The sequence below is a fragment of the Pandoraea fibrosis genome, assembly GCF_000807775.2.
GTDB lineage: Bacteria > Pseudomonadota > Gammaproteobacteria > Burkholderiales > Burkholderiaceae > Pandoraea > Pandoraea fibrosis.
In genome coordinates this window covers 4,132,897-4,154,083 of record NZ_CP047385.1, presented here as the reverse complement: position 1 = coordinate 4,154,083, position 21,187 = coordinate 4,132,897, and the positions used below count along the sequence as shown (strand labels likewise).

Here is a 21,187-nt window from a genome sequence, read left to right as displayed (position 1 = left end):
CACCGGACTCTCTTATATGATAGCCGTGCTGCGGCTGCAGGCCCCTGTTAGCCCGCGCCAGTGTAGGAGCCGTCACAACGAATGTCAACTCTATCTTATGTCTTATATAAGACATAGGATTATTGCTGTTATTCGATGGACGGAGGCCTTGATTTGTGGTCAAATCTCCGCCATGAATGCGAATGTTCGCGACACATCCAACACTACGCCGCCTGTCGATGCCCCGCAGCGACAGGACAGCACGCGCGACGCCGCACCGGCCACTCCGGCCCCGCTGGGTGCGGCAACCGCAGGAGCGTCGCCGACCTTCAGCCCGCTGTACCAGCAGATCAAGGGGCTCATTACCCAGAGCCTGCAAGCCGGCGAATGGAAGCCCGGCGAAATCATTCCCAGTGAAGTCGATCTGGCCGCCCGTTACAAGGTGAGTCAGGGAACGGTACGTAAAGCCATCGACGAATTGGCGGCCGAGAATCTGCTTGTGCGCCGTCAGGGGCGCGGCACGTTCGTGGCGACCCATCACGAAGACCGGGTGCAATTCCGGTTTCTGCGTCTTGCGCCCGATTCGGGCGAACCCCATCACCCGCCCAGTCGTCTGATCGAGTGCCGCCGTATGCGTGCACCGGCGGAAATCGCGCGTCAGCTCGATTTGCGGGCGGGCGATGGCGTCATTCTCATTCGCCGCATGATGGATTTCTCGGACCGTCCCACGGTGCTCGACGAAATCTGGCTGCCGGGCGCGCTGTTCCGGGGCCTGACGGCGGAGCGGCTCAATGAATACAAGGGGCCGATGTACGGCCTGTTCGAAGCCGAATTCGGTACCCGTATGATCCGCGCTGTGGAAAAAGTCCGCGCTGTGGCCGCAGACGACATGACGGCGGAGCTACTCAAGGTGCCGAAGGGGTTCCCGTTGTTGAGTGTGGAGCGCGTTTCCTACACTTACGGGGACAAGCCGGTGGAAGTGCGCCGGGGCTGGTACGTCACCACGGAACATCATTACCAGAACGAATTGAGTTGAGAGGGTAGGGCGACTTCCCAGGGGCGAGTCGGCGTCGTGGCCGGCGAGTGCCTGAAAGTCGAGGCATGAGGGGCGGCGTGTCGTGCGCCGTTGGCAGGAATTTCCGGAGCATTGGAACCGGTATGGTGCAACGCACTAGAATCGGCGCTAAAATCCGGGGCTGATGTAACTACATGGGGTCTAGCATGGCTGAAGTGGTAAAAAAAGAGCGGCCAGTCTACAGGAATATCGGTATCGGACAGATTGTCACGTACCGTCTCCCGCCGGCTGGTATCGTGTCCATTCTGCACCGTATTAGCGGTGTGATCTTGTTCCTTCTGTTGCCGTTCGTGCTTTATTTGTTCGAACAGAGCCTCACGTCGGAACTCAGCTTCGACGTTCTGCGAAGCATCGCCTCCAACTGGTTTGTCAAACTTGTCATCCTGGCATTGTCGTGGGGCTTCCTGCACCACTTCTGCGCCGGCTTGCGCCATCTGCGCATGGACTTCAATCACGACGCAGTGAGCAAGGAAGGCGGTAAGAATTCGGCAGTGGTCGTGCTGGCCGTGTCGCTGGTGCTGACGCTGGCCGTCGCCCTCAAGCTGTTCGGAGCGTTCTAAGATGGCACAGAACAATATCGGTTCGAAGCGCCTCGTCGTCGGCGCGCACTACGGCCTGCGCGATTGGATTGCGCAGCGTATGACGGCGGTCATCATGGCCGTCTACACCGTGATCCTGTTGGTGTGGTTCTTTACCGCCAAGGATTTCTCCTACGAAGGCTGGGCCGGCATCTTCGCGCATCAGTGGATGAAGTTGGCCACGTTCGTGACGCTGCTCGCGTTGTTCTATCACGCGTGGGTCGGCATTCGCGACATCTGGATGGACTACGTCAAGCCCGTCGGTGTGCGACTGGCGCTGTACGCGCTGACGATCGTCTGGCTGCTGGCTTGTGCCGGCTATGCCGCGCAGATTCTGTGGAGAGTGTAAAGAATGGCTGCAATTAAAAATTCGCTGCCGCGCCGCCGCTTTGACGTAGTCATCGTGGGCGCAGGTGGTTCGGGCATGCGCGCTTCGCTGCAACTGGCCAAGGCCGGTCTGTCGGTGGCCGTGCTGTCCAAGGTGTTCCCCACCCGTTCGCATACCGTGGCCGCTCAGGGCGGCATCGGTGCTTCGCTCGGCAACATGAGCGAAGACAACTGGCATTACCACTTCTACGACACGATCAAGGGTTCCGACTGGCTCGGCGACCAGGACGCGATCGAGTTCATGTGCCGTCAGGCACCGAACGCCGTCTACGAGCTGGAACACTTCGGCATGCCGTTCGACCGTAACCCGGACGGCACGATTTACCAGCGCCCGTTCGGCGGCCACACGGCCAACTACGGCGAGAAGCCTGTCCAGCGCGCTTGCGCGGCCGCTGACCGTACCGGTCACGCTCTGCTGCACACGCTGTACCAGCAGAACGTGGCAGCCAAGACCCACTTCTTCGTGGAGTGGATGGCGCTCGATCTGATCCGTAACGAAGAGGGCGATGTCCTCGGCGTGTCGGCACTGGAACTCGAAACCGGCGACGTCTACCTGCTCGAAGGCAAGTGCACGTTGTTCGCGACCGGCGGTGCCGGCCGTGTGTATAACGCATCGACCAATGCGTTCATCAACACCGGTGACGGCTTGGGCATGGCCGCGCGTGCGGGCATCCCGCTCGAAGACATGGAATTCTGGCAATTCCACCCGACCGGCGTGGCCGGCGCGGGCGTGCTGATCACGGAAGGTGTGCGCGGCGAAGGCGGTATTCTGCGCAATTCGAACGGCGAGCGCTTCATGGAGCGCTATGCCCCGACGCTGAAGGATCTGGCGCCGCGTGACTTCGTGTCGCGCTCGATGGACCAGGAAATCAAGGAAGGCCGTGGTTGCGGCCCGAACGGCGACTACGTGCTGCTCGACCTCTCGCACATCGGTGCCGAGACGATCATGAAGCGCTTGCCGTCGATTCGCGAAATCGCGCTGAAGTTCGCCAACGTCGACGCGATCAAGGAACCGATCCCCGTCGTGCCGACCATCCACTATCAGATGGGCGGTATTCCGACGAACTACCATGGTCAGGTCGTCTTGCAAAAGAACGGCGAATCGACCCCCGTCAACGGCTTCTACGCCGTGGGTGAGTGCTCGTGCGTGTCGGTGCACGGGGCAAACCGTCTGGGCACCAACTCGCTGCTCGACCTCGTGGTGTTCGGCCGTGCGGCCGGCAATCACATCGTCGACTTCGTGAAGGGTCACGGCGACCACAAGCCGCTGCCCGCCGACGCCGGCGAGAATGCACTGGCGCGTCTGGCACGTCTGGAAGCCTCGAGCTCGGGCGAGTACGCGCAGGACATCGCCAACGACATCCGTGCAACGATGCAGAAGCACGCTGGTGTGTTCCGTACCTCGGCGCTGCTCAAGGAAGGCGTGGACGAAATCAAGCAAGTGGCCGAGCGCGTGTCGAGCGTCCACCTGAAGGACAAGTCGAAGGTGTTCAACACGGCGCGTATGGAAGCGCTGGAAGTGGACAACCTGATCGAAGTGGCCAAGGCCACCATGATCGCAGCCGAGGCCCGCAAGGAAAGCCGTGGGGCGCACGCGCACAGCGACTATCCGGAGCGCGACGACGCGAACTGGATGCGCCATTCGCTGTTCTTCAGCGAAGGCAACCGTCTGGATTACAAGCCGGTGCAGTTGAAGCCGCTGACCGTCGACTCGGTTCCGCCCAAGGCGCGGACGTTCTAAGGGATTCGCAAGATCATGAAACGCATTTTTGAAGTCTACCGCTACGATCCGGACAAGGACGCCGCACCGTACATGCAGACCTACGAGGTCGAACTCGACGGTCATGAGCGCATGCTGCTCGACGCCCTGGTCAAGCTCAAGAAGATCGACGAAGGCATCGCCTTCCGCCGCTCGTGCCGTGAGGGTGTGTGCGGTTCGGACGCGATGAATATCAACGGCAAGAATGGTCTGGCCTGCCTGACCAACATGAACGATCTGCCGAACAAGATCGTGCTCAAGCCGCTGCCGGGCCTGCCCGTCATTCGCGATCTGATCGTCGACATGACGCACTTCTTCAACCAGTACCACTCGATCAAGCCGTATCTGATCAATCCCGAGCCGGCACCGGAGAAGGAGCGTCTTCAGTCGCCCGAGCAACGTGATGAGCTGGATGGTCTGTACGAGTGTATTCTGTGCGCATCGTGCTCGACGTCGTGCCCGAGCTTCTGGTGGAATCCGGACAAGTTCGTCGGCCCGGCCGGTCTTCTGCAGGCTTACCGCTTCATTGCCGACAGCCGTGATACGGCGACCAGCGAGCGCCTGGACAACCTGGAAGATCCGTACCGCCTGTTCCGCTGCCACACGATCATGAACTGCGTGGATGTGTGCCCGAAGGGTCTGAACCCGACGAAGGCCATTGGCAAGATCAAGGAGCTGATGGTGCGTCGCGCCGTCTGACCAAGCGATCATGCCGGATACCAATCACCAGTCCGATCCGGTCAAACGTGCCCGCCTTCGTTGGCGGGCACGCCGCGGTTTGCTGGAAAACGATCTCATCCTCGAACGATTCTTCGCCAAGTACGAAGCGTCGATGACTGACGAGGATGTGGGCGCCCTCACAAAGCTGCTCGATTTGAGCGACAACGATTTGATGGATCTGCTGCTAGCGCGTAAAGAGCCCGAGGCGGATCTGGACGGGCCGGACGTGCAGCGCCTGCTGGCGCTTTTGCGTGCCGTGTAGGGGTTTAAGTATTTTTTTGAGGAAGCGATATGACTCCGTCTGATGTTAAAGCCACCCTATCTTTCTCTGACGGTTCGCCCAGCGTCGAACTGCCGATCTATCAGGGAACGATGGGCCCGGATGTAATCGACATCCGCAAGCTGTACGGCCAGACCGGCAAGTTTACGTATGACCCGGGCTTCATGTCGACGGCGTCGTGCAATTCCGCCATCACCTACATCGATGGCGACAAGGGCGAACTGCTGTACCGCGGTTACCCGATCGAGCAGTTGGCCACCAACTGCGACTTCCTCGAAACCTCGTATCTGTTGCTCAAGGGCGAACTGCCCAACGCACAGCAGAAGGACGAGTTCGTCAAGACCGTGACCCGTCACACGATGGTGCACGAGCAGATGAACTTCTTCTTCCGTGGTTTCCGTCGCGATGCTCACCCGATGGCCGTGTTGACCGGTTCGGTCGGCGCGCTGTCGGCGTTCTATCACGACTCGCTGGATATCAACAATCCGACGCACCGCGAAGTCTCGGCCATTCGCCTGATCGCCAAGCTGCCGACGCTCGTCGCCATGGCGTACAAGTACAGCATCGGCCAGCCGTTCGTGTACCCGCGTAACGACCTGTCGTACAGCGCGAACTTCATGCGCATGATGTTCGCCAACCCGTGCGAGGAGTACGAAGTCAACGACGTGCTGGTGCGCGCGCTCGACCGTATCCTGATCCTGCACGCCGATCACGAGCAGAACGCTTCGACGTCGACCGTTCGTCTGGCCGGTTCGTCGGGTGCGAACCCGTTCGCCTGTATCGCTGCCGGTATCGCATGTCTGTGGGGCCCGGCACACGGTGGTGCGAACGAAGCCGCGCTGAACATGCTCGAGCAGATCGGTTCGCCGGACAACATTCCGGAATTCATCAAGCAGGTGAAGGACAAGAACTCGGGCGTGAAGCTCATGGGCTTCGGTCACCGCGTGTACAAGAACTACGACCCGCGCGCCAAGCTGATGCGCGAGACGTGCTACGAAGTGCTCAACGAACTCGGCCTGCACGACGACCCGCTGTTCAAGCTGGCCATGCAGCTCGAAAAGATCGCGCTGGAAGACGAATACTTCGTGTCGCGCAAGCTGTACCCGAACGTCGACTTCTACTCGGGTATCGTGCAGCGTGCACTGGGCATCCCGACGTCGATGTTCACCTGCATCTTCGCACTGGCACGTACCGTGGGCTGGATCGCGCAGTGGAACGAAATGATCGGCGAGCCGGATCAGAAGATCGGCCGTCCGCGTCAGTTGTTCATCGGCCACACGCCGCGCGACGTCGCGCCCGTCGCCAAGCGCTAAGCTTGGCGAGAGGCGTCCGGCACGGCCCCCGCTTGCCGTGCCGGCACCGTAACCTTGCCGAAACGGCAAGGCGGTGCGGCCCGCAACGAGCCCTCGTTGCGCTATATTCGAACTCACGGCACAAGCTGCCGTGATTCGCACAAATCCCCGGTTGATCGTGCGTTTACCGCCCGGTTTCCCGGGGATTTCGTATTCCGCCGGCGCGAAAGCGCTATGGCATAATCAAAAGTTCACAGAACGATATTTGTTCCCAGAACGATATTTAGCCCCGCGTTTTTATCATGGCCAAGACGCTGTATGACAAATTGTGGGATGCACATGTCGTGCATACCGAGGACGATGGCACTACGCTGCTCTACATCGACCGTCACCTGTTGCACGAGGTGACCAGTCCGCAGGCGTTTGAGGGGCTAAAACTCGCGCAGCGTCCGGTCTGGCGTCTTTCTGCCAACCTCGCGGTGTCGGACCACAACGTGCCGACGACCGATCGCACGCAAGGCATTGCCGATCCGATTTCGCGCTTGCAGGTCGACACCCTCGACGCCAACTGCGACAGCTACGGCATCACCCAATTCAAAATGAACGATCTCCGTCAGGGCATCGTGCACGTGATCGGCCCGGAGCAGGGCGCCACGTTGCCGGGCATGACGGTTGTCTGCGGTGACTCGCACACCTCCACGCATGGCGCGTTCGGCGCGTTGGCATTCGGCATCGGCACGTCGGAAGTCGAGCACACGCTCGCCACCCAGACGCTGCTCATGAAGAAGAGCAAGAACATGCTCGTGAAGGTCGAGGGCACGCTGCCGCGTGGCTGTTCCGCCAAGGACATCGTGCTGGCCGTGATTGGCCGCATCGGCACGGCAGGCGGCACCGGCTACACGATCGAATTCGCCGGTTCGGCCATCCGCTCGCTCACGATGGAAGGCCGCATGACCGTGTGCAACATGGCGATCGAAGCCGGTGCGCGCGCGGGGCTGGTCGGCGTGGACGACACGACGATCAACTACGTGAAGGGGCGTCCGTTTGCGCCTACGGGTGTGGAATTCCAGCAGGCCGAGGCCTACTGGCGCACGTTCCACACCGATCCGGGGGCGCAGTTCGATCATGTGGTCGAAATCGACGCGAATACGCTGCGTCCGCAGGTGAGCTGGGGGACGTCGCCGGAGATGGTCGTGAGCATCGAAGATCGCGTGCCGGACCCGGAGAAGGAGAAGGACCCGGTCAAGCGCAGCGCGATGGAGCGTGCGCTCGAATACATGGCGCTCACGCCGGATACCCCGATGGCGAGCATCAACGTCGACAAGGTGTTCATCGGCTCGTGCACCAACTCGCGCATCGAAGACATTCGTGCGGCCGCCTATGTCGTGAAGAAGCTCGGCCGTCGCGTAGCGTCGAACGTGCGTCTGGCGATGGTGGTGCCGGGGTCGGGTCTCGTGAAGCATCAGGCCGAGCAGGAAGGGCTGGATCAGGTCTTCAAGGCCGCAGGCTTCGAATGGCGCGAGCCGGGCTGCTCGATGTGTCTGGCGATGAATGCCGACCGTCTGGAGCCGGGCGAGCGTTGCGCGTCGACCTCGAACCGCAATTTCGAGGGCCGTCAGGGCGCGGGTGGGCGTACCCATCTCGTGAGCCCCGCAATGGCCGCAGCGGCGGCCATCGAGGGTCATTTCGTCGACGTGCGACGCCTCGTCTGACGCCTTGGCATCGGTTTAACCGTCGTTTGACATCGTTTTTGACAGAGAAAAAACCATGAAGAAACTGTGGATGCTGATCGGTGCGGTGCTGGTGCTGGGTGTGGCGGGTTGCAACACGATGGCGGGCCTGGGCAAGGATACTCAAGCCGCGGGTTCGGCCCTCGAGAACGCCGCGAAGAAGTGATGCGACGGTGCGTGTCGCCGGGGCCATTGCCCTGCGCACGCACCTACGAAATTTCCGGTTTCGACGGCCCCGGCGTTCCGGGGCGGACGTGACCGAACTGTTTTGATCAGGTGGTTCGTGATGGAAAAATTTACCGTCCATACGGGGTTGGTGGCACCGCTGGATCGCGAAAACGTCGATACCGACGCGATCATCCCCAAGCAATTCCTGAAGTCGATCAAGCGCACGGGCTTCGGTCCGAACCTGTTCGACGAGTGGCGTTATCTCGACGTCGGTCAGCCGGGGCAGGATTGCAGCGCGCGTCCGCTCAACCCGAACTTCGTGCTGAACCAGCCGCGCTATCAAGGTGCGACGATTCTGCTTGCCCGCAAGAACTTCGGCTGCGGCAGCTCGCGTGAGCATGCGCCCTGGGCCTTGCAGCAATACGGCTTCCGCGCCGTGATTGCGCCGAGCTTTGCCGACATCTTCTTCAACAACTGCTACAAGAACGGGCTGCTGCCGATCGCGTTGTCCGAGTCGCAGGTCGATCATCTGTTCAACGAAACGGCCGCGTTCAACGGCTACCAGTTGACGATCGATCTGGACAAGCAGGTAGTGTTGACGTCCGATGGCCGCGGCTACGAATTCGACATCGCACCGTTCCGCAAGTACTGCATGTTGAACGGTTTCGACGACATTGGCCTGACGCTGCGTCACGCTGACAAGATTCGCGCCTACGAGGCCGAGCGGCTCACGAAACAGCCGTGGCTGGCAACGCGTTTGCCGGGCTGAGTCCCGCGCGCACAAGGCACATCCAAGGAGATTGCATGAAAATCGCTGTGTTGCCGGGTGACGGCATTGGTCCGGAAATCGTGGCGGAAGCCGTCAATGTGCTGAATGCACTTGGCGAGAAGTTCGAGTTGGAAGAGGCGCCCGTCGGTGGCGCCGGCTACGAGGCGTCGGGTCATCCGCTGCCGGAAGCCACGCTGAAGCTCGCGAAAGACGCTGACGCTATTCTGTTCGGCGCCGTGGGCGACTGGAAGTACGATTCGCTGGAGCGCGCACTGCGTCCCGAACAGGCGATTCTGGGGCTGCGCAAGCATCTCCAGCTGTTCGCCAACTTCCGTCCGGCCATCCTTTACAAGGAGCTGGCCGACGCGTCGAGCCTGAAGCCGGAAATCGTGGCAGGGTTGGACATTCTGATCATTCGCGAACTGAACGGCGACATCTACTTCGGCCAGCCGAAGGGTTTCCGTCAGTCGCCGGATGGCGCTTTCGAGGGGGCGCGCGAAGGTTTTGATACCATGCGCTATAGCGTGCCCGAAGTGGAGCGTATCGCGCACGTTGCGTTTCAGGCGGCGGCCAAGCGCGACAAGCGTTTGTGCTCGGTCGACAAGGCCAACGTGCTCGAGACGTCGCAACTGTGGCGCGACACGATGATCGAGGTCGCGAAGCAGTATCCGGAGGTCGAACTGTCGCACATGTATGTCGATAACGCCGCGATGCAACTGGTCAAGGCGCCGAAGAACTTCGACGTAGTGGTGACTGGCAACATGTTCGGCGATATTCTCTCGGATGAGGCAGCCATGCTGACGGGGTCGATCGGCATGCTGCCGTCGGCGTCGCTCGATGCCAACAACAAGGGGCTGTACGAACCGTCGCATGGTTCGGCTCCCGATATCGCCGGCAAGGGCGTGGCCAATCCGTTGGCAACGATCCTGTCGGCTGCCATGATGCTGCGTTACACGCTCGGCCGGGCCGAACAGGCCGACCGCGTGGAGAACGCAGTGAAGAAGGTGCTGGCGCAAGGGTTGCGCACGCCCGACATCTGGCAGGAAGGCGCGACCAAGGTAGGTACGCGCGACATGGGCGCGGCGGTAGTCGCCGCGCTATAACGTTGACGGGGCGTCGTGAGACGCCCCTCGGCGCAATTGCAACGATAAGAGAGTGGATAAATGAAAACCGTAGGTCTGGTAGGTTGGCGGGGCATGGTCGGTTCGGTTCTGATGCAGCGCATGCAGCAGGAGAACGACTTTGCTTTGATCGAGCCGGTGTTTTTCAGCACCAGCAACGCGGGCGGCAAAGCCCCGTCGATGGCGAAGAATGAGACTTCGCTGAAAGACGCCAATGATGTCAACGAGCTGAAAAAATGCGACATCATCATTACCTGCCAGGGCGGTGACTACACCACCGAGATCTTCCCGAAGCTGCGCGCTGCGGGCTGGAACGGCTATTGGATCGACGCGGCCTCGACGCTGCGCATGAAGGACGACGCCATCATCGTCCTCGATCCGGTCAATCTCGACGTGATCAAGAATTCCCTGACGAAGGGCACCAAGAACTTCATCGGTGGCAATTGCACCGTGAGCTGCATGCTGATGGGCCTGGGCGGTCTGTTCCAGCACGGTCTGGTCGACTGGCTGACGTCGATGACGTATCAGGCTGCCTCGGGCGGCGGCGCGCAGCATATGCGCGAGTTGCTCACGCAGTTCGGCAGCATCAACGCCGAAGTCAAGTCCCTGCTGGACGATCCGCATGCGGCGATTCTCGAAATCGACCGTAAGGTGCTCGCCAAGCAACATGCGCTCACCGCCGACGAAACCAAGCAATTCGGCGTGCCGCTGGGCGGCAACCTGATTCCCTGGATCGACAAGGACCTGGGCAACGGTCAGTCGAAGGAAGAGTGGAAGGGCGGCGCCGAAACCAACAAGATTCTGGGGCTGGGCGACGGTTTCCCCGGCACCCGTGCCATTCCGGTGGACGGTCTGTGCGTGCGTATCGGCGCGATGCGCTGCCACAGCCAGGCGCTGACCATCAAGCTTACGAAGGATGTGCCGTTAGATGAACTGACCGACATCATCGGCCAGGCCAATGACTGGGTGAAGGTGGTGCCGAACACGCGTGAGGCGTCGATGAAGGATTTGACGCCTGCCGCCGTGACCGGCACGATGAGCATTCCGGTGGGTCGCTTGCGCAAGATGTCGATGGGGCCGGAGTACCTGTCGGCGTTCACGGTGGGCGATCAACTGTTGTGGGGCGCGGCCGAACCGCTGCGTCGCATGCTGCGCATCCTGCTCGACGCTTGAGCGTCGCAGCGCATCGGTAAGGCGTGAAGAACGGCGGCCCGCGAGGCCGCCGTCCGCGCTTTGGGAGGCGCCCCATTTTGCCGGGGCGGCCAGTGACAAACGACTGACAGGCCCTAAAAGACACAGTGCGGAAATACACGATCGGCAAGCGCGCAAACTCGACCCGTAACTCGTTTCGCCTGAGCGCGGCGGCGGCCGTCTTGTGGAGCCTCGGGCTCCTCAATGCCGGTGCCGCAGAGTTCGGCCCGCAGCAGGTGCGCTCAGGTCCGGGCCAGCCGTTGCGCGCCGTGATCGTGCTGGGCAATGTGTCGCAGGCGGAAGCCGACGGACTGTCGGTGAAGCTCGCACCGCGCGACGCGTTCAAGCAAGCCGGTCTGCGCTACGACCCCACGCTCGAGAAACTCTCCGTGTCGGTGACGCCGACAGGGGGGCGCGAGCCGGGGTATAGCGGCACGTACCTCGTCCACGTCGATTCGGCCGAGCCGGTCAGTACCTCGTTCCTCGATCTGTTGCTGGTAGTCGAATGGCGGACTGGCCGGCAGTCCAACGCGCTCACGTTGTCCGCCATCCCGGAAGCCAGCGCGGCACAGCCGCAGGCCGTCGTGCCGGCGGCCGCGCCGAACAACAGTGCGCGCGAGACGGCCAATGCCGCTTCACCTTCGCCGGCACCTGCGGCGTCTGCGCCGCCGGCAAATGCATCGGCGACCCACGCCGAGAACGCCGAGGGCGCCCGCACGGTGGGCCGTGGGGACTCGCTTTCGTCGATCGCCCGTGAATTGACGGGGGGCGAAGGCGGTACGACGCTGGCACAGATGATGACCGCGCTGTTCGAGGCGAACCGCTCGGCTTTCATCGGCAACGATCCGAACCGCTTGCGTCAGGGGGCGACACTGACACGCCCGGCCGATGCGCAGGTGCAAAGTATTCCTCCTGCGCAGGCACGCAAGTTCGTGTCTTCCGCGCGGGAGCAGTTTGATGCGTATCGCGCGCGGCTGGCCGAATCGACGGCGCAGCAGGCAGCACCGGCCAGTGGCCGCAGTGCACAGGGCGCGATCGAAGCGGGCAAGGCACCGGAAGCTGCCGCGCCCGCCACGCGCGATGAATTGAAGCTGTCGCGGCCCGGCAAGGGTGGGACGGGCGGCACAGCCGGTCGTACCAGCGGCGGCGAGGAAGAGCAAATCGCTCAGGGCAAGGCGCAAGCCGAGGCTCAGGGCAGGGTGAATGAGTTGCAGAAGAACGTAGCAGATCTCCAGAAGCTGTTGGCGATGAAGAATCAGGCGGTCGCCAATCTGGAGGAGCAGGCCGCCGCCGCTTCCGGGGCGACTGCACAGGACAAGACGGCGACATCCGCCGACGGTAAGCGCACGACACAAGTGGCGGCGGCTGCCGCGACGGCATCAAATGGCGCCAAGGGCGCGGCCGACGCGAAGGATGCGGCCGATTCGGCAACCACGGCCGCAGCGTCGGAGGCAGCGGCCACCGAGACGGCATCGGCGGGTGCAGCAGCATCGGATGCCACGGCAGCCGTGGCAGCGCCGGCCAGCGAGGTGGCGGCGGCGTCTGCGGCCAGCGCGCCGGCCGCTGCGTCGAAATCGGCACCGAATGCCGCCATGAATTGGCGTGCCGTCACGCAGAATCCTTACGTACTGCCGGGCGCGGGCGTGGTGGTGGTGTTGCTCGGTCTGTGGTGGCTGATGCGCCGCCGCCGCGCCGAGGCGCCAGTGGGACAGCCGGGTCCGTATGACGATGGGCATGACGCTCACGTAGGCCAGGACGCCCCGCACGATGGTCCGCAAGGCACCGAGCCGACGTCCGGTGTGGCAACGGCTGGCGCGGTTGCAGCAGCAGGTGCGGCAGGCGCTGCGGCGCTGTATGCCGCGCATCAGGCGGAAGCCGATGAGCATCTGCATCCGACGGCCGACGATACGTGGGCGGCCTCGGACGATGACGCTTCCGCTGTCGACGATGCCACCGAACCACCCGCCGCGGCGGCTGATGACAGTGTGACGGAAGATTGGGGTGTCGAGCCGCCGCCGTTGGCCGACGCGTCTGCCGAGATCTCGCACGCCGGCGGTCAGGACGAATCGGCGCAGGCCTCGTCCTTAAGCGCCGAGCCGCTCGCTGATGCGTCTGCGGCCCATGTGCCGGAATCGGCGCCGGAAGCTGCCGGCGAGCCGGAAATCGATTGGGACGCTGCGTTTGCCGAGCAGGCCGGGGAGGCTGGCGAGGTCGTTGAAGACCCTGCGGCTCACGACGATCCTGCGGCGGCCACCTTGTCGTCGCTCGAGGCGCTGGGTGCCGCGGCCGCCATCGGTGGCGTTGCCGCCACGCACACAGGACAATCCGAGCCGACGGCTGTCGCGCCGATCGCACAAGCGACGCCCGACGGCGGCGTGGCAGGCATGCTGGGCGATCTGGATCTGGTGATTCCGGGGCAGCCGGCGCATGTCGGGACGATTTCGAGCGATGCCTTGCCGTCCCTGAGCAAGGGGCTGGGTTCGGTGCAGTTCACGATGGAGCCAAAGGACGGCTCGATCCCTCAGACCTTCGGCGAGGAAGACGCGGGGGACGATCCCTATCCCGAGCTGAGCGACGCCGATTTCGACGCCGCGATGGAACAGGCGCACAGTGCGCCGGAAGCGCCGCGCAGCTATACCGACGCGGCACACGAAGCGCCGTCGCTCAAGCCGCTGTCGTTCGATCTGTCGGACTTCAGCCTCGATCTGAAGGGCGACGAGGCGTCGGCCGCACCTGCGCCCTTCGTCAGCGCACCGACGCTGCCCTCAGACATTGGTGCGCAGGCGTTGGTCGAACACGAGACCTTCGAGGCGACGCCGCCGCAAACGCCTTTCGCGGCGGAACCGGCAGCACCGCAAGCGCCGCAGATCGTTGCGCCGACGCCTGCCGCCGCACCGTCCACGCCTGACGTGCCCGACGAGTTCCACACGAAACTCGAACTGGCCGCGGCGTACCAGACCATCGGCGACGACGATGGCGCGCGCGAACTGCTTGAAGAAGTGATCGCCGGGGGGGACGCTGCGCAGCAGTCCGTCGCCCGCACGCGGCTGGCCGAGCTTGGCAAGTGAGGCCACGGCACGCCGCCGATCACACCACTGATTGACCGTAGTTTGGGGCGCTCGCAGGTTGGGCGCCCATTTTTCTTTTTCATATGCGAATTGCACTGGGCATCCATTACGACGGCACGGCGTTCTCCGGCTGGCAATCGCAGCCGCACGGCAACACCGTGCAACAGACGCTTGAGGCCGCGTTGCGCGAATTCGGCGGCGTAGCATTGCCCACGACGGTTGCCGGGCGTACCGATACCGGCGTGCATGGCATCGGTCAGGTGGTGCATTTCGACACCGAGCTGGACCGTGCGATGTTCTCGTGGGTGCGCGGCGTCAATGCCTTCCTGCCGAAGACGGTCGCCGTGCAATGGGCGCAGGCGATGCCCGACGACTTTCATGCGCGTTTTACGGCATTCGAGCGCACCTATTTCTATGTCCTCTACGTGCATCCCGTGCGCTCGCCATTGCTCGATGGCCGCTGCGGCTGGCTGCACACGCCGCTCGACCTCGACGCGATGCGTGTCGCGAGTCAGGCGCTGGTCGGCGAGCACGACTTTTCGGCGTTCCGCTCCTCCGAATGCCAGGCGAAGACGCCGGTGAAGCATCTGTACGCCATCGACATCGAGCAGCAGGGGCATTTCTTCGTGTTCCGCTTCCGGGCGAGCGCGTTCCTGCATCACATGGTGCGCAACATCATGGGGTGTCTGGTCGCCATCGGCCGGGGACGTCAGCCCGCAAGCTGGATGACGGAGGTGCTTGCGAGTCTCGACCGCCGTCAGGCAGCCCCGACGTTCATGCCGGATGGCCTGTACCTGGCCCGCGTGGGGTATCCTGAGCGCTTCGCCGTACCCGAGCCCAACTGGGCCGCGTGGCCGTTCCCGATGCCGTGGGCAAGCTCATGAAATCCCGTACCCGAATCAAGATTTGCGGCCTGTCGCAGCCGGCGGATATCGATCACGCCGTGGCGCTGGGCGTCGACGCCATCGGCCTCGTTTTCTACCCGCCGAGCCCGCGCTACGTGGATCTGGCGCGCGCAACCGAGCTGGCTCGCCGGGTGCCGCCCTACGTGAGCCTGGTCGGCCTGTTCGTCAATGCGACGGCCGACGAGATCGCGCGCGCTGTTGAGGCTGTGCCGCTCACGACGCTGCAATTTCACGGCGACGAAACTCCCGAGCAATGCGCGACGCTATCGGCGGCGGCAGGCAACCGTCCGTACATGCGCGCTATGCGTATCGGCCCGGAGACGAAAGACAGCGGCGATTTGCTACAATTCGCCAACGCATACACCGCCGCACAAGGCATCTTGCTCGATGCCCTGGTTGAGGGCTATGGCGGTGGAGGAAAGGTTTTCGATTGGTCACTTATTCCAAAAGACATCGCGCGTCGGGCCGTTTTGAGTGGTGGCTTGAACGCACACAACGTTGCTGAAGCCATCGGCCGGGTGACGCCATACGCCGTCGACGTGTCGAGCGGTGTGGAGGCGTCGCGGGGCGTGAAGGATCACGCCCGCATGACGGCGTTCGTGCAGGCAGTGCGTGCTGCCGACGCCGAATAAGCAACCCGCCGGGGCGCCCGCCAGGGCCGCTCACCGGTAATGCGAAGAGTGACGACCATGTACGATTTACCTGACGCCCACGGCCATTTCGGCCCGTACGGCGGTGTCTTTGTGGCTGAGACGCTGATTCACGCGCTCGACGAATTGCGCGAGGCCTATGCCAAGTATCAGCACGATCCCGCCTTTCTCGAAGAATTCCATTACGAACTGAAGCACTACGTCGGCCGTCCGTCGCCGATCTATCACGCCAAGCGCTGGAGCCGCGAGCTGGGCGGCGCGCAGGTGTATCTGAAGCGCGAAGACCTGAATCACACCGGCGCACACAAGGTGAACAACGTGATCGGGCAGGCGCTGTTGGCGCGTCGCATGGGCAAACGCCGTGTGATCGCCGAGACCGGCGCCGGTCAGCACGGTGTGGCGACCGCGACCATTGCCGCACGCTTTGGCATGGAGTGCGTGGTCTACATGGGCGCCGAAGACGTCAAGCGTCAGGCAGTCAATGTCTACCGCATGCAACTGCTCGGTGCGACCGTGGTGCCGGTGGAATCGGGTTCGAAGACCCTCAAGGACGCGCTTAACGAAGCCATGCGCGACTGGGTGACGAACGTCGAGAGCACGTTCTACATCATCGGCACGGTGGCCGGCCCGCATCCGTACCCGATGCTCGTGCGCGATTTCCAGAGCGTGATCGGCGAGGAGTGCAAGGTGCAGATGCCCGAACTGGCCGGCCGTCAGCCGGACTACGTGCTCGCGTGCGTGGGCGGCGGCTCGAATGCCATGGGCATCTTCTATCCGTACATCGACCTGCCGGATGTGAAGCTCGTGGGCGTGGAAGCCGCGGGCGACGGCATCGAGACCGGCCGGCATGCGGCGTCGATCATCGGCGGTACGCCCGGCGTGCTGCACGGTAACCGCACCTATTTGCTGCAAGACGCCAACGGGCAGATCACCGAGACGCATTCAATCTCGGCGGGGCTGGACTACCCGGGCGTGGGTCCCGAGCACGCGTGGCTGCACGATATCAAGCGCGCCGAATACGTGGGCATTACCGATACGGAAGCCCTTCAGGCGTTCCATGACTGCTGCCGGATCGAGGGCATCATCCCGGCGCTGGAGTCGAGCCATGCGCTGGCTTATGCGTGCAAGCTGGCGCCGACGCTGCCGAGCGATCAGATCGTCCTGGTCAATCTCTCGGGGCGCGGCGACAAGGACATGCACACCGTGATGGCGCTGGCCAAGCCAGCCCCTGCGGGCGCATAAGCGGCGCTGCGAGACGCCATCGATCCATTGAGGACACCAGAACCAGCATGACCGATCTGACTGATCGCAAGGCACACAATGACATCCTTGGGGCCGAGCGCCCCCTGGACGCCACCGAAGCCGCCGCCGCGCGTCTCGAGGCCATGGAAGCGGCCGGCGAGTTGCGTGCGCGTTGGGCGCCGGGCGACATCACATTGCGTCATGCCGACTTCCTGCACCACTTGCACGAACTTGACGACGGCAGCGTCGACCTGATTCTCGCCGATCCGCCTTACGGGCTCGGCAAGGATTACGGCAACGACTCCGACAAGCGTTCCGGCGAAGACTTTCTCGGCTGGACGTATGGCTGGCTCGAAGCGGCGATTCCGAAACTCGCGCCGCGCGGCTCGTTGTACCTGTTCTGCACGTGGCAATACGCCCCCGAGCTGTTCGTGTTTCTGAAGCAGCGCATGCTGATGATCAACGAGATCATCTGGGATCGCCGTGTGCCCAGTATGGGCGGCAGCACCCGCAGGTTCTCGTCGGTCCACGACAATATCGGCTTTTTCGCGGTCTCGAAGGATTACTACTTCGACCTCGATGCCGTGCGCGTGCCGTATGACGCCGCAACGAAGAAGGCGCGCTCGCGCCGTATCTTCGAGGGCAGCAAGTGGCTGGAGCTGGGGTACAACCCCAAGGATCTGTGGTCGATCTCGCGATTGCACCGGCAAGACCCCGAACGCGTCGATCATCCGACGCAGAAACCGCTGCATATCATCGAGCGCATGGTGCTGGCCAGTTGCCCGCCCGGCGGTCTCGTGCTCGACCCGTTCATGGGCAGCGGCACGACTGCCGTGGCTTGCGCACTGCACGGCCGGCGGTTCGTCGGCTACGAGCTCAACGCGCATTACCACGCGCTCGCCAATCAAAGACTTCAGAGACTTTCCGATCATGTCCCGCATTCAAGCGACGTTCCAAGCCTTGCAAGCGCAGGGTAAGAAGGGCCTCATTCCGTTCATCACCGCCGGCGATCCCGAGCCGGGCTGGACGGTCAAGCTGATGCATGCACTGGCCGACAACGGCGCCGACGTCATCGAACTCGGCGTGCCGTTCTCCGATCCGATGGCCGACGGCCCGGTGATTCAGCGCGCCTCCGAGCGGGCACTGGCCCGCGGCGTGAGCCTGGCCGAAGTGCTCGGCTATGTGGCGGCGTTCCGTCAGACCAACGATCGCACGCCGGTCGTGCTCATGGGCTATGCCAATCCGATCGAGGCCATGGGACTCGACGCCTTTGCCGAGCGGGCCGCCACCGCCGGGGTGGACGGCGTGCTGGTCGTCGACTATCCGCCCGAGGAGGCCGAGGCTTACGCCGGTGCCGTGCGTGCCCGTGGCATCGATCCGATCTTCCTGCTCTCGCCGACGTCGACCGATGCGCGTATCGCCGCCGTGGCGCGTCAGGCAAGCGGCTATCTGTATTACGTCTCCCTCAAGGGGGTGACGGGGGCTGCGAGCCTGGATATGGACAGCGTGGCCGCCAAAATCCCTCAGATCAAGGCGGCCGCAGCGTTGCCGGTGGGCGTGGGCTTCGGTATTCGCGACGCCGCAACTGCCCGTGCGGTGGCCGGTGTGGCAGATGCGGTGGTCATCGGCAGCGCCATTGTCCAGCGTCTGGAAAACACGCCGCGTGATCTGGAGGGCCAGAACGCGGTAAAATCGCTGGCTGAATTCATCGGCGGCATTCGCCAGGCGCTCGACGAGGGCGCCAAATCGGCGTAAATTCCCGCGTGAATTGACGGCGAGATGGCGGCGCAGTCATGCCGCACCGTCCGATGAAACGCTGAATTGAAACGACCGTGTTACACGGTCGCCCCCGAAACGCCCGTGCCCGATGGTGCGGGCGTTTGCCAAGGAGAAACTATGAGCTGGCTCGATAAGCTGCTGCCCCCGAAGATCAAGCAAACCGATCCGACGCAGCGCAACAAGAGCATCCCGGAAGGGCTGTGGATCAAGTGCCCGTCGTGTGAAGCGGTGCTGTATCGCAACGACGTGGAAGCGAATCTGCACGTTTGCCCCAAATGCGACCATCACATGCGCATTGGCGCGCGCGCGCGTCTGGACGCGCTGCTCGATCCGGAAGGTCGCTACGAACTCGGCCAGGAAGTGGTGCCGGTCGATGCGCTGAAGTTCAAGGACAGCCGCAAATATCCCGACCGCATCAAGGAAGCCATGGACGACACCGGCGAGACCGATGCCATGGTCGTCATGGGCGGCGCGATCCACACGCTGCCGGTGGTGGTCGCCTGCTTCGAATTCTCGTTCATGGCCGGCTCGATGGGGTCGGTCGTCGGCGAGCGCTTCGTGCGCGGTGCACAGAACGCGCTGGAGCAGGGCGTGCCGTTCATCTGCGTGACGGCTTCGGGCGGTGCGCGTATGCAGGAAAGCCTGCTCTCGCTCATGCAGATGGCCAAGACCACGGCCATGCTGACCAAGCTGTCCGATGCCAAGCTGCCGTTCATCTCGGTGCTGACCGATCCGACCATGGGGGGCGTGTCCGCCAGCTTCGCCTTCCTCGGCGACGTGGTGATGGCCGAGCCCAAGGCGCTGATCGGCTTCGCCGGCCCGCGCGTGATCGAGCAGACCGTGCGCGAGAAGCTGCCGGAAGGCTTCCAGCGTTCGGAGTTCCTGCTGCAGAAGGGCGCCATCGACATGATCGTCGACCGTCGCAAGATGCGTGAAGAGATTGCTCGCCTGATCGCACTGATGCAGTGCCAGCCGGCCGACGCCGTCGCCTGAGCGCGGAACATTCACGCGTGCGATGGCACCGCGCGTGCCGTTGCAGTGCCCCAAAGGGCGGTGCAACGGCGTAGAATTACGCAACGCCACGCAGTGCCGCGCATGCGGCGCCTGAACGCATCACTTAGCAGGATAAGCAGCGCGGACGTGAGTGACGTCCGCGTTTTTGTTTTTCTGCCCGCACATTCATGCCGACATACTCCACTCTCGACGCCTGGCTCGCCCATCTCGAAACCGCTCACCCTGTGGGCATTGATATGGGCCTCACGCGTATTGGTCGCGTGAAAGAGGCGCTCGGGCTGCAATTCCCGTGCCCCGTCTTCACGATCGGCGGCACCAACGGCAAGGGCTCGACCTGCGCGATCATCGAAGCCATTCTGCTCGCGGCGGGTTACCGCGTGGGCTGCCATACGTCGCCGCATCTGCTCACGTTCAACGAACGTGCGCGCCTGAACGGCGAGGTCGTGGACGACGCCACGCTGCTGCCGCACTTCGAAGCGGTGGAAGCCGCACGCACCAGCTTCGATGAGCCGGTCTCGCTGACGTACTTCGAATTCACCACGCTCGCGATCATGCATATGTTTGCCACAGCGGGGCTCGACGCCGTGATTCTCGAAGTCGGTCTGGGGGGACGGCTCGATGCTGTGAATATCGTCGATGCCGATTGTGCCGTCGTCACGAGCATCGACATCGATCACGCGCAATATCTGGGCAACACGCGCGAAGCGATTGCCATCGAGAAGGCCGGCATCTTCCGGGAGGGCAAGCCGGCGATCTGCGGCGATCCCATGCCGCCAGCCACGCTGCTGGCCGAGGCGGAGCGCATCGGCGCCGATCTCTGGCTGTTCGGCCGCGACTTCAACTATCAAGGCGACAAGCAGCAATGGAGCTACGGCGGGCGGCAGATGCGCCGTCCCGCGCTGGCGTATCCGGCGCTGCGTGGCGCGAACCAGTTGCTCAATGCGTCGGCGGCGCTCGCTGCGCTCGAGTCGATGCGCGACCGGTTGCCGGTCTCGGCACAGGACATTCGTCTGGGACTCGCCTCGGTCGAGTTGCCGGGACGATTCCAGGTGCTGCCGGGGCGCCCGGCCGTGGTGCTCGACGTCGCGCACAACCCGCACGCTGCCGCTGCGCTCGGCCACAATCTCGACGGCATGGGGTTCTTTCCGTACACGTATGCCGTGTTCGGTGCGATGGCCGACAAGGACATCGAGGGGGTGTTGCGGCATCTGGTCGACAAGGTCGATCACTGGCGTTTGTGCGCGTTGCCGACCGAGCGTGCCGCCAGTCCGGCGTTGCTCGAAGAGAAGTTGCGGGCCGTGGGGTTCGTCGAAGATGCCGATCATTCGGTCGAAACCTTCGAATCCCCTGAGAAAGCCTATGCCGCCGCGCTCGAGCAGTGCGGGGAGAATGATAGAATTGTGGTTTTTGGATCGTTCTTTACAGTGGCGGGTGTGATGTCGCACCGAAAATTGCAGCGCCACTGAGATGCGACGGTGTG

20 protein-coding genes are annotated in these 21,187 nt (G+C 63.1%); all 20 read left to right on the top strand.

The window, feature by feature from the left end:
• Window positions 1-172: 172 nt before the first annotated feature.
• Window positions 173-1,015 (top strand): GntR family transcriptional regulator, encoded by an 843-nt coding sequence (locus tag PI93_RS18280; RefSeq protein ID WP_039368524.1) that lies wholly within the window; start codon window positions 173-175, stop codon window positions 1,013-1,015.
• A 185-nt stretch (window positions 1,016-1,200) separates the two neighbouring features.
• The gene (sdhC, locus tag PI93_RS18275) at window positions 1,201-1,614 is read left to right on the top strand and encodes a succinate dehydrogenase, cytochrome b556 subunit (protein ID WP_039368521.1); all 414 of its coding nucleotides are present in this window, start codon (window positions 1,201-1,203) and stop codon (window positions 1,612-1,614) included.
• Window position 1,615: 1 nt separating this feature from the next.
• On the top strand, window positions 1,616-1,981 hold the full coding sequence (gene sdhD, locus PI93_RS18270; protein WP_039368519.1) for a succinate dehydrogenase, hydrophobic membrane anchor protein: 366 nt from the start codon (window positions 1,616-1,618) through the stop codon (window positions 1,979-1,981).
• A 3-nt stretch (window positions 1,982-1,984) separates the two neighbouring features.
• Window positions 1,985-3,760 carry a succinate dehydrogenase flavoprotein subunit gene (sdhA, locus tag PI93_RS18265; protein ID WP_039368516.1) on the top strand — a complete coding sequence of 592 codons (1,776 nt, stop codon included), beginning with the start codon at window positions 1,985-1,987 and terminating at the stop codon, window positions 3,758-3,760.
• A gap of 12 nt (window positions 3,761-3,772) precedes the next feature.
• The gene (locus PI93_RS18260) at window positions 3,773-4,477 is read left to right on the top strand and encodes a succinate dehydrogenase iron-sulfur subunit (protein WP_039368514.1); all 705 of its coding nucleotides are present in this window, start codon (window positions 3,773-3,775) and stop codon (window positions 4,475-4,477) included.
• A 10-nt stretch (window positions 4,478-4,487) separates the two neighbouring features.
• Window positions 4,488-4,760, top strand: coding sequence for an FAD assembly factor SdhE (locus tag PI93_RS18255; protein ID WP_039368507.1), 273 nt, complete (start codon window positions 4,488-4,490; stop codon window positions 4,758-4,760).
• A gap of 29 nt (window positions 4,761-4,789) precedes the next feature.
• Window positions 4,790-6,091 carry a citrate synthase gene (gene gltA / locus PI93_RS18250; RefSeq protein ID WP_039368503.1) on the top strand — a complete coding sequence of 434 codons (1,302 nt, stop codon included), beginning with the start codon at window positions 4,790-4,792 and terminating at the stop codon, window positions 6,089-6,091.
• A gap of 281 nt (window positions 6,092-6,372) precedes the next feature.
• Window positions 6,373-7,782, top strand: a complete 1,410-nt coding sequence (leuC, locus tag PI93_RS18245) for a 3-isopropylmalate dehydratase large subunit (protein WP_039368500.1) — start codon at window positions 6,373-6,375, stop codon at window positions 7,780-7,782.
• A gap of 55 nt (window positions 7,783-7,837) precedes the next feature.
• Window positions 7,838-7,966: an entericidin A/B family lipoprotein gene (locus tag PI93_RS18240; protein ID WP_010807368.1), complete on the top strand. Its 129-nt coding sequence runs from the start codon at window positions 7,838-7,840 to the stop codon at window positions 7,964-7,966.
• 120 nt (window positions 7,967-8,086) lie between these two features.
• The gene (leuD, locus tag PI93_RS18235) at window positions 8,087-8,737 is read left to right on the top strand and encodes a 3-isopropylmalate dehydratase small subunit (protein ID WP_039368497.1); all 651 of its coding nucleotides are present in this window, start codon (window positions 8,087-8,089) and stop codon (window positions 8,735-8,737) included.
• 35 nt (window positions 8,738-8,772) lie between these two features.
• Window positions 8,773-9,840 carry a 3-isopropylmalate dehydrogenase gene (gene leuB, locus PI93_RS18230; RefSeq protein WP_039368494.1) on the top strand — a complete coding sequence of 356 codons (1,068 nt, stop codon included), beginning with the start codon at window positions 8,773-8,775 and terminating at the stop codon, window positions 9,838-9,840.
• A 60-nt stretch (window positions 9,841-9,900) separates the two neighbouring features.
• On the top strand, window positions 9,901-11,031 hold the full coding sequence (gene asd, locus PI93_RS18225; RefSeq protein ID WP_080759111.1) for an aspartate-semialdehyde dehydrogenase: 1,131 nt from the start codon (window positions 9,901-9,903) through the stop codon (window positions 11,029-11,031).
• A gap of 125 nt (window positions 11,032-11,156) precedes the next feature.
• A complete protein-coding gene (locus PI93_RS18220; protein ID WP_052240546.1) occupies window positions 11,157-14,117 on the top strand; it encodes a FimV/HubP family polar landmark protein in 2,961 nt (986 codons plus the stop codon).
• A gap of 83 nt (window positions 14,118-14,200) precedes the next feature.
• On the top strand, window positions 14,201-15,001 hold the full coding sequence (gene truA, locus PI93_RS18215) for a tRNA pseudouridine(38-40) synthase TruA (protein WP_039368488.1): 801 nt from the start codon (window positions 14,201-14,203) through the stop codon (window positions 14,999-15,001).
• Complete coding sequence (locus tag PI93_RS18210; RefSeq protein ID WP_039368671.1) at window positions 14,998-15,654, top strand: phosphoribosylanthranilate isomerase; 657 nt, start codon at window positions 14,998-15,000, stop codon at window positions 15,652-15,654. Before truA ends, PI93_RS18210 begins: the two co-directional genes overlap by 4 nt.
• A gap of 57 nt (window positions 15,655-15,711) precedes the next feature.
• Window positions 15,712-16,914 (top strand): tryptophan synthase subunit beta, encoded by a 1,203-nt coding sequence (gene trpB, locus PI93_RS18205; RefSeq protein WP_039368485.1) that lies wholly within the window; start codon window positions 15,712-15,714, stop codon window positions 16,912-16,914.
• Window positions 16,915-17,057: 143 nt separating this feature from the next.
• Window positions 17,058-17,891 (top strand): DNA-methyltransferase, encoded by an 834-nt coding sequence (locus PI93_RS18200; protein ID WP_144400195.1) that lies wholly within the window; start codon window positions 17,058-17,060, stop codon window positions 17,889-17,891.
• Entirely contained in the window at window positions 17,845-18,669 is an 825-nt protein-coding gene (trpA, locus tag PI93_RS18195) for a tryptophan synthase subunit alpha (protein WP_039368482.1), read from the top strand. Before PI93_RS18200 ends, trpA begins: the two co-directional genes overlap by 47 nt.
• Before the next feature lie 141 nt (window positions 18,670-18,810).
• A complete protein-coding gene (gene accD, locus PI93_RS18190; RefSeq protein WP_039368479.1) occupies window positions 18,811-19,686 on the top strand; it encodes an acetyl-CoA carboxylase, carboxyltransferase subunit beta in 876 nt (291 codons plus the stop codon).
• A 188-nt stretch (window positions 19,687-19,874) separates the two neighbouring features.
• Entirely contained in the window at window positions 19,875-21,173 is a 1,299-nt protein-coding gene (folC, locus tag PI93_RS18185; RefSeq protein ID WP_039368477.1) for a bifunctional tetrahydrofolate synthase/dihydrofolate synthase, read from the top strand.
• Window positions 21,174-21,187 lie beyond the last annotated feature (14 nt).